The 16,847-nt window shown below is 45.0% G+C and carries 10 protein-coding genes; 2 read left to right on the top strand and 8 right to left on the bottom strand.

Features of this window, described 5'->3' with window-relative positions; translation table 11 throughout:
* Window positions 1–8: 8 nt before the first annotated feature.
* Window positions 9–2,906, bottom strand: a complete 2,898-nt coding sequence (locus MHI55_RS15560; RefSeq protein ID WP_340390504.1) for an extracellular solute-binding protein — start codon at window positions 2,904–2,906, stop codon at window positions 9–11.
* Window positions 2,907–3,011: 105 nt separating this feature from the next.
* The gene (locus MHI55_RS15555; protein ID WP_036615912.1) at window positions 3,012–4,367 is read right to left on the bottom strand and encodes an extracellular solute-binding protein; all 1,356 of its coding nucleotides are present in this window, start codon (window positions 4,365–4,367) and stop codon (window positions 3,012–3,014) included.
* 274 nt (window positions 4,368–4,641) lie between these two features.
* On the opposite strand from MHI55_RS15555, the gene MHI55_RS15550 reads away from it, so the two are divergent.
* Window positions 4,642–5,409 (top strand): helix-turn-helix domain-containing protein, encoded by a 768-nt coding sequence (locus MHI55_RS15550; protein ID WP_047842955.1) that lies wholly within the window; start codon window positions 4,642–4,644, stop codon window positions 5,407–5,409.
* 123 nt (window positions 5,410–5,532) lie between these two features.
* Here MHI55_RS15550 and MHI55_RS15545 read toward each other — a convergent pair whose 3' ends face one another.
* The 5 genes from MHI55_RS15545 to MHI55_RS15525 form a co-directional block, all read right to left on the bottom strand.
* The gene (locus MHI55_RS15545) at window positions 5,533–7,158 is read right to left on the bottom strand and encodes a response regulator (RefSeq protein ID WP_253508416.1); all 1,626 of its coding nucleotides are present in this window, start codon (window positions 7,156–7,158) and stop codon (window positions 5,533–5,535) included.
* Window positions 7,143–8,900: a histidine kinase gene (locus tag MHI55_RS15540; RefSeq protein WP_340390503.1), complete on the bottom strand. Its 1,758-nt coding sequence runs from the start codon at window positions 8,898–8,900 to the stop codon at window positions 7,143–7,145. Before MHI55_RS15540 ends, MHI55_RS15545 begins: the two co-directional genes overlap by 16 nt.
* A 57-nt stretch (window positions 8,901–8,957) precedes the next feature.
* The gene (locus MHI55_RS15535) at window positions 8,958–10,643 is read right to left on the bottom strand and encodes an extracellular solute-binding protein (protein ID WP_282321440.1); all 1,686 of its coding nucleotides are present in this window, start codon (window positions 10,641–10,643) and stop codon (window positions 8,958–8,960) included.
* A 124-nt stretch (window positions 10,644–10,767) separates the two neighbouring features.
* The gene (locus tag MHI55_RS15530; protein ID WP_340390502.1) at window positions 10,768–12,318 is read right to left on the bottom strand and encodes a glycoside hydrolase 43 family protein; all 1,551 of its coding nucleotides are present in this window, start codon (window positions 12,316–12,318) and stop codon (window positions 10,768–10,770) included.
* Between the two features lie 7 nt (window positions 12,319–12,325).
* Complete coding sequence (locus tag MHI55_RS15525; protein ID WP_340390501.1) at window positions 12,326–13,843, bottom strand: glycoside hydrolase family 43 protein; 1,518 nt, start codon at window positions 13,841–13,843, stop codon at window positions 12,326–12,328.
* A 162-nt stretch (window positions 13,844–14,005) separates the two neighbouring features.
* Between MHI55_RS15525 and MHI55_RS15520 the strand changes: the two genes are divergently transcribed.
* Window positions 14,006–14,875: an AraC family transcriptional regulator gene (locus tag MHI55_RS15520; protein ID WP_340390500.1), complete on the top strand. Its 870-nt coding sequence runs from the start codon at window positions 14,006–14,008 to the stop codon at window positions 14,873–14,875.
* 121 nt (window positions 14,876–14,996) lie between these two features.
* Here MHI55_RS15520 and MHI55_RS15515 read toward each other — a convergent pair whose 3' ends face one another.
* Window positions 14,997–16,691 carry an ABC transporter substrate-binding protein gene (locus MHI55_RS15515; protein ID WP_127548508.1) on the bottom strand — a complete coding sequence of 565 codons (1,695 nt, stop codon included), beginning with the start codon at window positions 16,689–16,691 and terminating at the stop codon, window positions 14,997–14,999.
* Window positions 16,692–16,847 lie beyond the last annotated feature (156 nt).

Here is a 16,847-nt window from a genome sequence, read left to right as displayed (position 1 = left end):
CCTTTCCTCTATTTCAGATTAAATTCCTTGCGTTTCAACTCAATTTCATCATCAATGTACAATACATAGTCTGATAAGGCTTCACGCGGATTTTCATTTGCATTGACCACCTTACGGAAGGCGTTGTCCAGATGTCGTCCCGTGAAATAACCTCCAGGAAGCTGCGGGATTCCCTGTACCCATTCCCATTGTTTCTCGAGATTTTGATAATCCTTCACAGGCCAAGGCAATTGCTTCAAGGCTTCGATATTGGCCGTTGGGTAACGGGCAGCCGCTCCCATAAGACCTTCCATTTCTCTCCCGTATTCAATCTGGGTCTGCTCATCAGTCCACCACTTCATGAACTTCCACGCCGCTTCCTTGTTGTCGGCATTTTCGAGCATCATCACCGCGCTCGTAGCGCTGGCCACTTCATGCCGTATGGACCCATCCGGAAGCTGTGTACCCGGAACAATCGTAAAGTCCCAGAGATTGCGGATTTCCGGAGCCATAACCGTCAGCATGTTATACGTGGTGTAATCAGCAATCCCGATCGGCATTTCCCCTGTACGGAACCGGTTCGGAAAATCGGCTTTGAGCGGAAACTTGTAATTGGTATAAAATTGCGTCCAACGTTTGAACGCGTCCATTGAAATCTCCGAATCCAGTGCACTTTTCTTCTGGTCTTCGGTGTAGAACGTTCCGTCATTCTGATATAACAACATCGCAAAGGTTGAATTCGGAACCAGGTTGGCATTGTTCAGCGTATCCTCTATAGGCAGATAAAACTCCATGTTATGCTTCTGCAGCACGGCGATGGCGTTATATACGTCTTGCCACGTTTTCGGCGGTTCGAGGCCCAGTTCATTCAGAATATCTTTGCGGTAAAAGAGCATTGGAAAATGTTGCTGCTCCGGAAGGGCATATACCCCGTCGTTGTAGCGGTAAGGCGTCAATCCGCTTTCACGGAACCTGCCCGAAATTTCCTCGAAATCGGGGAACTGGCTCAGATCCGCTGTAGCATTCCTCATCGCATAGTTAACCGGAATGTCTTCGCCCATCTGCATGGCAACATCCGGTCCTTCCCCCGAGAGTGTTGCGGGCAGCAAAATATTAGGCGGAACGAGACGTAACTGCACGGACACATCCGTATCCGGGGTAAATGAATCGTCGATCATACCTTTCAGTACTTGGGCCTGATCTCGTCCGGTTGTGATCCATACGGTGATGGCATCTTTCTTTTGTTCCACGTTACCAATACTGTCGTAATCTTCGGTATACGAGGCAACATATGCACCCAGTTCGTGCTTCACCTGCTGGACGGTGCTCGCTTCCGCTTTTGGCAGTGATTCACCCGGCGGAGATACGACAAGGTAATCCAACGTAATCGGCTGTTCACGTACCGATAGAATCCATGTGCCGAGACCGCCTACGTTAATTTTGAACGTATCCAGCCGTTTGGGAACCGTCTCTGGTCTGGCCGCCATATCTTCAAGCTGCAACACCATAGCGTGAAGTACGGCCACTTTGTCACTTTGCTCACCTGTGGCCTTTTCCAGGTAATCTGCAACGGAACGCAAGGTGTCAGCTTGTCGTTCAAACACCTCCGTCATCTCTGGAATACGCCGTTCCAGCTGGTAATCCCGTAGTGGATCCGGACTGTTGGAGGTGATCATTAATATTTTGCGATACATCTCATTCAGTTCCAGCACGCTGGATTCCACGGTCCGAAGCAGCGGAGCGATGTCGCCAAGTGTAACTGTCATTCGGATTCGGTGTTTCCCTTTTTCAAGATGAAACTGATATGGCTTATCCTCTCCCGAACCCAAGACCTGAGTTTGCCAGGCCGGGCTGTAGTTAAATCGAATGCGTTTCAATTCCTTAAACGGAACTTCGCCGTTAATCGTCAGACTGCGGGTGGCATAGATGCCACGCAATTGATCCTGTTTCACCTTAAGCGCCAGTTGATACAGTCCGTCTTCAGGCACGTCAATTTCCCATTCAATCCATTCGCCCGGCAGTTTCCAGTTAATGCCCCCGATGGCGTTCATCCGAATTTTCGATACATTATAAGGCTCGAGTGAAGGACTTGATCGGTCCGAGATTGGTGCCAGTGTAGGAGATGATTTGCTAACAGCTTCCTCCCCCTGAACTTTCAGCATGACAGGAGCCGATTGTTTCAAGCCGAGTGAGGCATAGGTTTGCTCCAGCTCTGCATAGGAAGGAACTTCGCTTTCTTGATATAGCTCAATATAATCGATCGCCATGCTTTCTCTTAATGAAGTGAGCGATAACTTCTGACTGCCTTTTTCAAAATAAAACTGAAACGGTTCCTCGAAGTACCCTGCGCTGTCCTTGAAGGAAGTCAGCTGCCATTCAGGCTGTTCCACTTGTCTTGGTCTAAGCTCGTTGCCACGATCGTCCTGCCGGACGTTGTCCTCGCGATTCCCCCATACCCTGTCAAACAGAAGAATATCGGCCCCTCTGAACGGGACCTTACCATTAAGCTCAAGCCTGCGTTCGATCCCGGAGCTTTTGCCTTCTACGGGATAATAGTGAATGCGAATGTTGTACAAACCGCTCACTTGAACGGGAACATCCCAGCGAATGGTTCCAGTTTCCGGCGTAATTACGGCATTTCCGTCTAATCCGGCGTACCCTTGCACAACCTCAAATTCTCCATCCTCTGCCTGAACATAAGATTCGCCTTCGATGCGTACAATTTCATCCGGTTTGGCCGTATTGTCATGAGCAGTCAGATAATGCTCATAACTGAATGAATCCTCGGTTCCCGATACCGCCTCAAAGTCCTCAAGCGCATGTACCGTTCCCGGATTACGATCCCGCGATGGATATAGTGTCCATATGGAGAGCACCAAGGCCAGGACAAGCACCAGGATTAGTCCCTTTTTCTTACGTGACCGCATGTTTGAATGTATCCCCTTTCCTGTAAGCGTTGAGAGAACTGAACGATTGACTAACCCGGACAGACCGCACCTTCACTGGTGCGTTCTGCCCGTGTAACGTGATACTTATTTGTAAACCTCATCAATCGCAGCCTGGAAAGGAGCCTTGTATTTCTCGATCAGCGTAGATACGGATACCCCTTCTTTGAGTTCCCCATCAAAATCCCAGAACGGCAAGGACGGGAATGTGTTATGGTCGAGAACCAACATACCTTCCGCAACCTCTCTGGCGTTGTTGATATCTGCTTCATCGGTCAGATGTGTCTCCAGTGTGGATTGTCCCGGATACTCATAGATCGATTCGATCTCATTAATTTTCTCCCAGATGTACATCAGTTGTTCCGGATTCTCTACTGCTTTTGGAATCGTTATAGCTTGGTAACGTGACTCACCGGAGTGATACGCTGTTGCACTTGGACCTTTTGGAAACGGTACAAAACCAATATCGTAGTCCTTCATATCCGTCATAATACCTTCAACTTCGTACATGGCACCTGAATACATCAAGGTGTTGCCTTGACGGAAGAACGTGGATGGCTCTGTCCAATCGCCGCCCTCAGAAGCTCTACCGACCTTCTCGGTAGCCAGTTTGGACAGGAAGTTCAACGCTTCTTTTGTTTTTGGATCTTCCAGGTTCTGCTTATCCTCTTTGGTCAGAGAAGCCTCGTTGGAATACAGAATCGGTTCCAGCAAGCCCGTTTGAGCGAGTCCCCAAGTGTCTAGCTTGCCATCATTGTTTCGATCCTTGTTCGCTTGCTTGGCAACACTGATGAACGTATCCCAGTTCCATTCATCGGCATCCACATACTCCTGAAGTGGCTTCAAGCCGAGCTCTTGCATGAGTGTGCGATTATAGAAAATTCCGTTGATAAACGAGGACTGGTCCTCGGTAAAGCCGTAACCTTTGCCTTCATACTGCATGTATTCCTTGGTTGTTTTCTGGTTGAATACCTTGTCGTTTTTAATATAATCATCCACCGGCCATAACAGATCCTGTTTGGTCAATGCCGGAATGGCATAGTTTTTGCCCAGTCTCACCAGATCGCCAAGCGGTTCACCGGCCATCAGGGAAGCAACTACTTTTTCCTGATATTCACCAAAATCGATGGAAACATATTCAATATTAAAGTTGTGTTTTTTCTTCAGCGCTTCGAGATTCTCAAGACGTTGAATGTTGTCCGGGTTGTTCCCCTGTATTTCCATGTCCCACCAAGCAACAACCTTGATCGTTCTGCCACCCATGTCAAAGTCCATTTCTGGCGTGGAGTTTTCATTCTTTGGCTCGGTTTCCGCGGGTTTTTGTTCCTCCTGTGGTGTTGTCTTTTCCGGCTCGGGTTGAGCGGTAGGTGCAGAACTGCATGCAGCAATCACCAACAAGACCGCAAATACCAGGCTCAGTAGCATGAACTTGTGTTTTCTCATCGTCTTCCCCCCTGATTGTCGTTTGCTATCACAGTGTATCGTTCAAATGAAAGCGCAAACAACCTGCCGAAATACAGATGTTTACCCGGGCTGAATATAGATTTGCGTAATTTTGCACGAGCAAAGTGCATTATAGGTTTTAATTGGTAAAGAAATGCACTGTCTACAAAAATATGCACATTGTATGCGCTTTCTTTTATTACCATAATGAAATTAAGTCAAATTTCAGTTAATCTAGCGCATTACAATTCAGCAGAAGGTGAGGTATTGCTTCATGTATGATATTTTACTTGTGGATTTCAGCCGTCGTTTGTGCGGAGAGTTGCAACAGATGTTGCTACGGAGCAAAGCTCAATATACTATCGCAAATTGTGTGTTCTCATCGGCCGAGGCTTTGACCGCATTGTCAGAACGAGACTTTTCCCTTGTTATGGTACATACAGAGAGGTTTGATACCGCGGGGCTCTGGTTATGCAATGACATCCGAAAAAAAAGTCAGATACCTATCCTCCTGATGGGTGGAAGAGATCACTTCAGGTTTGTACGCAAAGCCCTGACGTATCAGGTAAATGATTATCTCCCGTATCCTGTTAGTCCTTCTTCTTTACTTAACAGTCTGCATGGACTTAGATCCCACCTTGAAACCGACCCGGCACACAAAACGTCGTCGTTCTTCAAAACACCCGTTCAAATGAACGGTAAACCCATGCACTCCAGTCATGTTATTCGTATCGTTAAGGCCTATGTACGGGATCATCTGAGTGATGAAATCACGCTGAAGAAGATCTCTGACATGCTTCATTTTAACTGTGCGTACCTTGGACAGAAGTTTAAGCTGGAAGAGAAGATGTCTTTCAATGATTATATGCTCCAGCAACGTATGGAAAAGGCACAGCAGTTGTTGTCTTCCACGAATCTGCGAATATATGAGATTGCTATTGAGGTAGGTTATAAGGATATTGATTGGTTCTATAAAAAGTTCAAAGCGTATGCCGGATCGAGTCCCAATGCTTATAGAAGACAAAAAATCCACACGGCCTAAGGTGGATCGCCGAATCGGACTGTTTATCAATTAGATAATAACCACAAAAAAACGCAGGATGTATTCTACTTCCTGCGTTTTTTTGTGGTTGTTTGGGTTTGGTCAATTCCAGAGTATTCACCGTTAACGTACCAAAAGGGATTCCCGGTATTCTTGGGGAGTCATTCCCGTTATTTTCTTAAAAAGTCGGGTAAATGAATGGGCAGCCTCGTACCCCACTTGAAGTGCGACCTCACGCACCATAAGATTTGTGTTCTGAAGCAATTCTTTGGCTTTCCGTATTCGGCAGTCGTCAATGAACTCTGACACGTTTATTCCCATTTCCTGCTTAAAGAATCGCGACAGATAGGATGGATTAAAATGATGAAGTTCTGCCAGTCTCACCAGAGAGAGATCTTTCTCCAGGTTCTCCTTGACGTAACTGCATAAGGAATGAATGACAACGTTAGCGCGTTCCTGTTCATTTGATCTTTTGTAGCGTACTAATTCATCGGCAGCACGATATAGAAATTGTACTGCATCCTTCATGCAGGTATACTCCCCTAAGTGCAGCAAGCTTCGTTGATCCGGGATTTTCTGTTGAAGGCCCCAACGATTGATCGTTGAATGCAATAATAAGGCCAGATTGTAGTATGTCTCCATGGCACGTTCCATCGTAATATCCTGTTGCATCAGTTCTCCTGCAAGCTCCTCAAATATATCGTAAAATGGCTGAATTCGTCCCGTTTCCAAATATCCTGACATAATCTCGATCCGGTTTGAGATCCGCATGGATTCTTTGGGTACATCAGATGAGAGATCATTACGATGGTCCGTGAGTACCATGGATACACCATCCCCAATTTTCATCCACTGGAGTAATCTCAGACGTTCATATTGTTTGGTTAACTCGGACCAATTGCAACTGCGACTACTTAATGAAAAAGCAATGGATACGCCGAGTGAGACCATGCATGCTTCCTGTACCAGTTCCAGTGTACCTTCTAGAAATCGCACAAGTTTATCATTTGTCATCTCTTCCTCCTGCTTCGGCTGAAGCAGCCAGATCGTATCCCCATAATGGTCCGTTACACTTGCGCACACTGTACGTTCATTCATCAGAGAAGAGCCGATAATGCGCACAGATTCTTGAATTTGTGTGAGGTCCGAACCTTTTTCTGGCAGATTATTGAACCGACCCAGTATGAGATAAACAGGCGAGTTGATCTGTAATCTTATATCTCGTTTGGATAATTCGTCCTGCATATGCATAGTAGAATCTATAACCGCTGTACAGTCTTGAAGTAACTTCCGTAAATACTCTTTTTGCTGTATCAGTGCAAGCTGCGAATTAACTTTATGAGAATGTTCCAACAACTCAACCATGCTGTGACTTTGCCGGATCTCTTCCATCACATCTTCTACAACAGACATCACCTTGTCATAACCTTCCGTTTTGAGCAAATAACGCACATTAGCCATCTGAAAAGCTTGATATGCATAATCAAAATCGCTATGTCCTGTCAGAAAAATGACACGACAATTCGGCCAACTGGCTTGAATCCGCTCTGTCAGTTCCAACCCACTCATACCCGGCATACGGATGTCCGTTAGAACAATGTCAATTCTCGAACGTTGCATCCAGGACAATGCTTCTGTTGCAGAGTAGGCCTTACATACATCGAGCTGTTCGGGTATATGTCTGGCGAACGTTTCATAGAGACTATCCGTAATAATCTCCTCGTCATCTACAATCAAAAGTCGATACATTCGTTTTCCCCCTCTTTCCACTGGATTCGAATTGTGACTTTTAACCCTTGCAGTTCACTTCTGGATAGAAAAAGCCCACTTCCTTCTCCATACGTCAGGACCAGACGTCGATGAATATTTATTAACGCAGTCATTTCGTCTGTACCTCCGTCCTTATGCAAGCGTTGTTGAAGAGTTTGAATGTGTTGCTCTTCCAGCTCATTTCCATTATCCTCTACGGTGATCTCGGCATATGAACCTTCCATATTAAACCCAATAATTAGAAGACCGGAGTCCGTATTCTTTTCAAGGCTGTGTTCGTAGGCATTCTCAATAATAGGTTGAATAATGAGTCTGGGAACTTTAATATGTTCCATCTCAGTAGGTAGTGACCCAAAATCAACTTTGATTCGTCTGGAGAATCGTAATTGTTGAATCTCTGTATAGATTCGTGAATGCTCAACTTCCACTTTCAACTTCACATGATCTGTTTCATTCCTCGTAATGAACCTGAAATACTCTCCGAGCATGTTGGTGAATTGCTCAATACGTTCGGTTTCTCCTGTCCTTGCCAGTGAATTCAGAATAAAGAAGCTATTGTACAGAAAATGAGGATTAATCTGCGATTGAAGCTGTTTCAACTCGGCCCGCTGCATCATCAATGTTTTCTTAAAATCTCGATCGATAAGGGATTGAAGATTTTCAATCATTAGATTGAAACGGGTGTAGAGGAAGCCGAATTCATCCTTTCGGTTATGCGCAATGGGGACATCAAGCATGCCTCCCTCCATTTTTTTGAATCTTTTCACCAACAACAGCAACGGGATATGAATCAACTTGTAACTTGAATAGAGATACGCCGTGATGGCAACAAATGATGTAATTGCAAACAGCCAAGCCCAATGATAGAACTTGCTAAGTGGCTTCGTAACAATTGCCTCGGGTAGATATGTAGCTACGGATAAGCCCAGGGAGTCCATATGCAACTGACTAACATGGTACATGGTGTCACCCACCTTCATCCGAAAGCCATCAAGTGTACCCTTTACACTGTGCTCACGGTAATTCGCGAGAATAACACTAGCTTGATGTTTATCTGTGATGGCATACCCCGTTTTGTCCTCAATCAGAAACGTTGAACTCTCAGGGTACAAATTAAGCCGTGTGAGTTCATTCTGAAAATGGTATGTATCCAGCTCCACCTGAATGACAAAAAGCGGGGGTTCTCCTCTCGTGCCTGTCAATCTGACAGCACTTAAGTTCAAGGCGTCCTCTTTCACCGTGAAACGTGTACCTTTTCCTTGCATGCCTGAACTGAAATATAGGTAAGAACTTTTATCGAAATCATCGATGCCTTGGATCGCGGATATACTCTTGCCAACAGAAGGGATATGTACATGAACGTTTTTGATATAAGCAGTGCTGTTCTTGAATGAAGCGAGTCGTTCAGTCAGGTAATTTAATGTATCACGCCGCTCAACCTGATCCATCATGTCCCAGAGAATGGCCAGACGATTGAGTTTTCGATCCTCAACGATATCAAACTGCTGTAATTCCATCCATTCTATCTCTCTGTTCAATTCCACCACATATTGGTTCAACCGTCTTTCCGTTGACAACGATATTTCCTGACTTGCATTGTCATAACTCCAATGATACAGATACACGCCAAGAAGAATAAGGGGGAGTATAAATACCAGATAGGTGATTATTAATCGCGCAAATATACTGTTAAACCATGATTTAGCAGGGATCTTGATCAATACATTCACCTCCAATGCCAAAGGCTGAGTGGGTTCCTTGTAAGAATAAAGTGAACATTAGCGCTCCTTTGGCTTGCTGGCGCGAAACCACGCGTTAACCTCCGATGTGATCTGATCTCCCCCCAGCTTGCGCCAGTTCTCAACGAATTGATCAAACTCATCTATCGACCTGCCTAGAATAATGTTCATATAGGCTTCAAGCTGAAGATCCCGAAGAATAATTTGTCGATCAACCATTGTATCCGTAATTCCGCCCGTGAATTGATCATAGAGAAGTTGGCCGTTCTTCTCGTAAGAATCTGCAATGCTAAAAGCACCCGAAGGCCCATAGGTTTGTTTCCAACCCCAGCCGCTCTCTACATCTTCCAATTCATAGGCCACAATGCGTTTGTGAATGGCGAGAGCTTCATTCTGCAGAGCCGAGAAGTCTCCTGTACTTCTGGCATCACGAATTTGTTTGTATGCATCTATATTTTTATTACCGGGAAAAGGAGTTACCGGTGAAAGCATCCACACAGCTCGGGAGTCGTCATTGTAGTATGTTTCATACTGTGCCTGATCCCCCCAGTTGATGTCCAGATGCAGATTCATGAGCTTTACAACAACTTCCGGATTAGAGAATCCCTTTTTTACAGCAAAGTATTGCCCAGTGTTGGAACGTAGCGGTACGAACAGGCTCCGGTACGACTTGGCAACAATGGGATATGCCTGCCATTCTACATCTATACCTGTATCTTTATCACGGGTGCTCTGAAGCATAAAGGATGTCCACTGTTCACCGTAAAGCATCCCTATTTTTCCATCTTGAACTAGACGAAACGCCTTGTTTCCACTTTTATAACCAAAATCCGGATCAAGTTGGCCTTCACGATACAACGTTTGCAGTACTTTCAGAGCCTCCCGAACTTCAGGCTGTATACCTCCATAAGTGAGGTTTCCTTCTGCATCTTTAACCCATATATTAGGGTAGGCACCGTAGCCGGACATGAACCCTGCAGCTCCCATAACTGGATCCCATAGATGGTTCGTTAGCGCAAGTCCGTACGTATCATGCTCTCCGTTCCCGTCGGGGTCCTCCTCTGTAAACGCTTTCGAAACCTGGAGAAGCTCTTCTATCGTTTCAGGCGGCCGTAGCCCCAGTTGCTCCAACCAATCGGTTCTAATCCACAGGTACTGCGCTGTCTCAATGGAGGAAGATGATTCGGGAATAGCCATGAGTTTGCCATCAATGGTTGCCGCATCAAATGCGCCTCTTCCCTCCGCCTCCAATATACTCTTTGTAAGTGGGGAAGCATACTCTTGGTACACATGCGTTAAATCTTCGATCATTCCAGCGTTGCTCAGTTGTCTAAGTTGATATGGATTAACTTTCACCACGTCTGGAAAACGTCCTGCAGCAAGGGATACACCCAACTTCTGATTGTATACATCTCCCTTAGCAGTCCAGTCATAGTGAATTTGAATACCTAGCTCTTTCTCGTACAAACGAGTCCAGCGATTATCCAGTATCGTCTCACCAGGTAACTGACTAATCATGCGCTCAAGGTCATCTCCCGTTTCCCTGACAAAAGAGACCACGATGGGAGGAGAATACCTCTCAAACGTAGCGGGAAGTTGAATCTGCTGCCCATCTTGCTGCGGATGATGTTGTTTGGTATTACCTTCGGTATGACCTGCTGGTATGGATACAGCAAGGAACAGAATGAAGGTCCATCTTGTTATGTCCAGACATCTCTTATACATGACGACATGCCCCCAGTTCGGTTTGAACAACTCTCTTCTCTCTGTCAACTTTAATCCATATCATTGTACAACAACTTGTACTCATTGAATACGAAAAGCCGCCATTGGGCGGCTTTTCGTATCTTTATTGTTTCTCATCAGGATTAATCATACGATATTCAAAATTCGAAAAGTCAGCTGTTCCTCCAGCTATTTCAGTTGAATATACAAACAACCCCGTTCGACAACCCATAAAATGATCCAGTTTATATATCATTTTGTGTACAATCCCTATATCTCTCCATTCAGTTCCATCGAAATAGGCAAAAGAGCACTCATCCAGATTGTTCTCAAAATTTCCGAATGCTTTTAGTTTAACTACTGGATCTGATACCGGGATACGTTCATGTTCAGTGGCTGGCTTCTGGTCGATCAGATTGCCAAATATGGTGGAATCCTCACTATCTCTGGCATGCATGACCAAGTAAAACTTGCTATCCTGCTTCGTAAGAGCGATCATACCGTACGAACCGATCAGAAAGCACAACCCGGCATAATCCCCATCATTCAGCCGACTGCCGTCAAGCGTAACTATTGCTTCGCAAGCGGGCCCCATTGAACGCTGGGTTAGTGTGTTGAGCGCAAACGTCAGATTTGGGCTGATCTGTCCCGTTCGAACACGATACACCCCCGATTTCTCTGTAACGGACCAAAGTTCATGATTAGGTGTATGATTCCATTGCCAAAAATCACGGAGGCGGATGCTTCCATCTTCCTCGGGTTCATAATTGAAACTGTCGCTACCCACTAACGGGTTATAACGGTGCTCTGGTCTCGTGCTCGGGATATCAATCTGCTTCGGCGCTTTGCTTGCAAAGACCGGTATACCTTGATCAAAGTGTAGCGGAACCAAAACAGGAACCCGGCCAACAGCCCCATGATCCTGAAACAGCATTGCATACCAGTCTCCATCCGGCGTATCCACGATACCGCCCTGAGCAACACCTGAATTGAAATAATCCATATCGTCATTAAATACTTCTCCACCAGTGAAGACATCTTCCAGAGAGTCTGCCATATAAAACGCCTGTGTTCTACGTCCGGAAGCTTTCGTGATATGAATCAGGAACACAATATATTTACCATTGATCTTGTAAAAATGTGCTCCTTCATAACCAAGGTGATGAGGCTGCTCGTCTTTTACAATCAAGCGATGCACTCCACCAGGTTTGGGCCCGGACAGATCAGAGCTTAATTCGGTCAGATAGATCTCGGTATTACCGTACACGAGATATGCTCGTTCATCATCGTCAAAAAATAAGGAGCAATCATGGTAAAACCCTTCCACGATCTGTTTCTTCCATACTCCCGAGATGGAGGTCGACGTATACAAGTATGTCTTACGGGTATCATTCGCAACAAAGATCACATAGAACATTCCTTGATGATAGCGGAGTGATGCAGCCCACATGCCTTTACTATAAACGTGATGACCATCCACCAGCCGTTGTGCAGGTGTATCGTCCAATGTGTCGTATACATATGTGGCTACTTCCCAATGGATCAGATCATATGAACGCAGGATGACACATCCCGGCATCATATGCATGGTTGTACTGACCATATAATATGTGTCATCTACACGAATAACATCAAGATCCGGGTAATCGGCCCAAATAATCGGATTCGGATACATGCTTTAATTACACCTCATTTTGTCTATTAAACTTCCATTCTCTTAAAAGGATGGTTGGGCTGTCTGTTGAACTTTTAAGCTTAATATACAAGTCTTGCACACCTTTCGCACCCGTAACATTCGTTGTTAGTTCCATCCATTGAAGAGATTCGGTTGCAGGTGGAACAATGATTTCTCCAATTAACAGTCCGTCTGTACGATCAAGTCGAAGTTCTAACGTACCTTCGGTTCCTTGATTCGCAATCGTGGCTGTGAAGCTTGTAGGTCCTTCACTTTCAAAGTCGACCTTGGATATAGCTATCCAGCTGTCATTATGCAACTTAGCGGAGATCATATTCGAATCTGATGCAGACATCTCACCAGAGTCAAAATATTGCTCTGTTGATACTCCGCTACTCCATCCAATCGTCGAACCGCTTACCCGCCCATAGGGATCGAAGCACTTGATTTGATCTACGCCCTGATAATCGGCATGTACCTTCTTGATCTTACCCGTGGCCTCATCATGTTCGACTCGATTAAGATGTGTTGACCGGTAACCTTCTGGGATATTCATGGCTTGGCATAATGTCTGGGCATGATAGGCAATGTACCACTGATCCGATAGTTGAAATATAGCATGGTGATTGTTGCCGCCAATATTAAAAAAGTGTCCAGGATTCTGGAGTAACGTACCCTGATATGTCCATGGCCCCATTGGCTGAACACTGGTCATATATGCAATCTCACCAGGTGGTGGGCTGCCATCTGGCCGATCACCCTCAATAAAATTGGAACAATACGTAAAGTAGTAACTATTATTATATTTATGTATCCCTGAATCTTCAAACATATAAGGCGCCTGAATAACCTTCGCTTTGCCAACAACGCTGATCATATCGTCTCCCAATCGCATAACTCTTGCCGTATCCGGTCTTTCTGCTTTCCCCTGTGGAATACCACCACCGAAATAGATGTAGGCCTGCTGATCATCATCTACAATGACAGCCGGATCAAATAGCCAGGTTACTTCCTCCACTCCCGGAGTCTCTCTTGTAATAAGTGCCTGTCCTATAGGATCTATCCATGGACCTACAGGTGTTGGTGCAGACAGTACACCTATTCCACTGGCATTGTTGGCGAAATAAAGAAAGAAACAGTCCTTGCCATCCAAGTTTCGATGAGCAGCTGCCGGGGCCCAGGATTGCGAAGCCCATGTTGCTGCGCCTTGCGGTCCAGCAACTCTGATCTCCCCGTGATCGGTCCAGTTGATTAAGTCATCCGAAGAAATGACCGTAATCCGGTTGATTGAACTGTAGCTGTTTTTCTGAGGAAGACCGTCCTTATCATATTCCAGCTTATCACTAGTCATATATAAGTAAACTCGATTGTTAAATACTAAAGCATAGGGATCGGCTCCAAATTTGTGGGCCACCAAAGGGTTACCATTGGGACGAAGCTTTCCAATCTCCCCTGGAATACTCTCCAGATTGGCAGCTTGGTCTTGCTTTTGCTCACCAGCATGTGGTGTAGAATGATGATTCATCAAAAGAATCCCCCTATAATCGTTTTTAGTTGTTCTTTTTACAAGAAAGCGTTTGCAATACAAAAGGTATCATGATAGGATGATTACATTTTAAGGTAAGCTGAGTACAATTTCATTGCGTTAACCGCTCTATTTATTGCGTGAAATGACGGGAGGTACTTCATGAGTGGATCCTCTGAGTGTTTTTATGATCCCATCCAGCCTGAGCTCTTATATCTACACAGCGTAACGACGTATAAGCTGGAAACGATCTATCATCGCCATAATGCATACGAGATCTACCTGTTTCTTCGTGGAAACGTTCACTTTTATGTAGATAATCGATGTTACCATGTACAGCCTGGTGATCTACTTGTGATGTCACCCGAGGAGATGCACCGAGCCTTTATTCTGGATGAATCTGAGTATGAACGAATTACAATCAATCTCAAAAAAACATATCTATTTCAGCTTTCCACACCATCAACCAATCTATCGTCATGTTTTGACCATCGCCCCAAAGGAACAGGCAACATCGTACATTTAGACGACGATAACTTGAAGCGGATGCTGCAATGTACAAACGAACTGGAAGGATTGCTTGCTTCCGATGCGTATGGCACCGATATCAAAATAAATGCAGCCGTAGCCCAATTGTTGGTCATGATTAACGTCTGGTTTCATAACAATTCCTTTGTTCCCAATGACATTATGCCTGAACTAGTTCGTGAAACCATGGATTATATTGAAACACATCTAAATCAAGACATTACACTTCGCAAACTTGCCGAAGTGTTCTACATGAACAGTACTTATATCAGCCGCCAGTTCAAAAAGCATACTGGATTGACCATCCGTTCCTACATTTTGGGTCGTCGTATTGAACGGGCCAAATTCCACCTGTCAGAAGGAATGAGTATTACGGATGCATGCTTTCAATCGGGCTTTAGTGACTATGCCAATTTTATTCGCAGTTTTACCAAAATGGTTGGCATCTCCCCTGGTAGATATATCAAACAAAGACGTGATGCAATGGAAGCTTTGCCAAAATAATGACAAGCTCATTCAATGTAAACTAAAAAACATCAAGCCATCCTGCATGGCTCGATGTTTTTTAAGTTCTTGATATACTTCGGATCTGCAAACAGTGCATTACTTTGATTATATCCGCAAGTTAATTGATCTCTTTACCCGTCCACAATCGAACGCGATCTTTAATCCACTCCGTATACTGCTGTTCCATGGCTACTGCACCTGCATTATCAAGTTCGGTAATCATATTGTCGTATATGTCTTCAAAGGCACTCGGAGAGGATGTAATCGCTTCGGCGATCCGTTTCTGAATAATATCCTGCGTTTTCTGATACACAACGTTATAATCCCCGCTATCCGAAGGAATCGGCATATTGTAAGCCGCGCCCCACTCTTTCACCGGAAACTCCTTTTCGGAAGGGAACAAGTCCTTCCATGTGGTGATGCCATAGCCTTTCAAAGCTTCTTTTTCCTCATCAGAATAACTTTGCTGAATCTGTTCAGGATAATTCGTTGTATAGTAGTTATCCGTTGAATCTTTAACGCCATCCCCGTAGTGAGCACCAAAAATGTAATACAAGCCTACTCCGGTTTCTTTGGTGAATGTGTTATTGTCTTTGTTTTTACGTTCCTGTACATCGGCCGGGATGGTGCGAACACCGTCTTCCACATTATATTGCTCGCCTTCAACGCCCCAGTTTCTCAATACTTGTCCTTCTTCAGAAGACATCCAATCCAAAAATTTGATGGCACGGACAGGATCTTCACAATCAACTGTTATGCCAATGCCATAACCATCAAAGCCGATATTCTGGAAGTCTTTCCGCTGAAAACTGTCATCTAGCGTGACCGGATAGAATCCGTAGGTCATATCATCTTTTCCTGCGCTTTTCAAAGCATTTTCCGCATCACTGAATCCCCAGCTTGGATCAAGCAAGGATAACACGCGACCACTGGCGATTTTGGACTTATACTGGTCATCCTTCTGAACAAAACTGTCCTTGTCCAGCAAGCCTTCATTGTACATCTTGTTCAACCAACGGAAATATTCTTTCTCCTCGGGACGTTTGTAATGCAGAACGGCTTCGTAGGTGTCCGGATTGATGAAATATTCACCATCTCCAGGTCCTCCAGTAGACATGACAGCGGGATCAGTAACAGTGATCATTCGCCGCCATCCATCTGCACTAAGCGTCAGCGGAATTGTGGGTTGGCCATCATCTGTGGTCGGATGTTTCTCGTAATATTCACGTAGCACTTTTTCGAAATCGTTTAAGGTTTTGATCTCAGGATACCCGAGTTCCTTGACTACACGATGTTGAATGGCAGTACCATTCGTGGCATCAAAGCTGACCTGATCGATCGCACCATTCGTTGGAATCCAATAGATTGCAGGATCGTCATTGCTGTATTTCAACCGATTGAAGTGCTCACCGTAGATCTTTTTCAAGTTGGGGGCATGTTCTTCGATCAGATCTGTCAAATCAATCATTGCCCCGGCATCAACGAGTCTGGTCAAGTTCCCTTTGGGGAATATCAAATCCGGATAATCGCCGCTGGCAGCCATCAAGGAAATACGGTCGTTTCCGCCTCCGCTCGAAATATCGAATTCAGCATCAATACTTACACCGGTTTCTTCCGTAATTTTTTTCCCTACAGCATCCTGCATTTTGTTCCAGTTGGGACTTGCATCTGCGCCGAAGAAGGTAAATGTGATCGGGCTGTTGGGGTCACTCGTATTTGATTCGGAATTCTCTCCAGCATTTCCGCAACCGGCGGAAACTAACACAACACTTGTTACGAGACATGCTCCTAGCACTTTTGATACGGCTCTCATTATTTTTCTGCCCCCTAAATGATGTTAGTCGTAATAACCAATCCAGACATTACGATGGTTCACTTTGAGATAGTATACGCTTACATATTCAACCGTTAGTAAACGACTACAATCCTGCCTACCCTATTCCATGTTTAAAGTATAAGGAAGTCTGAT

The organism is Paenibacillus sp. FSL E2-0151 (assembly GCF_037993015.1).
Lineage (GTDB): Bacteria > Bacillota > Bacilli > Paenibacillales > Paenibacillaceae > Paenibacillus > Paenibacillus amylolyticus.
The sequence above is the reverse complement of the archived record's forward strand: the minus strand, read 5'-3'. Positions and strand labels throughout refer to the sequence as shown.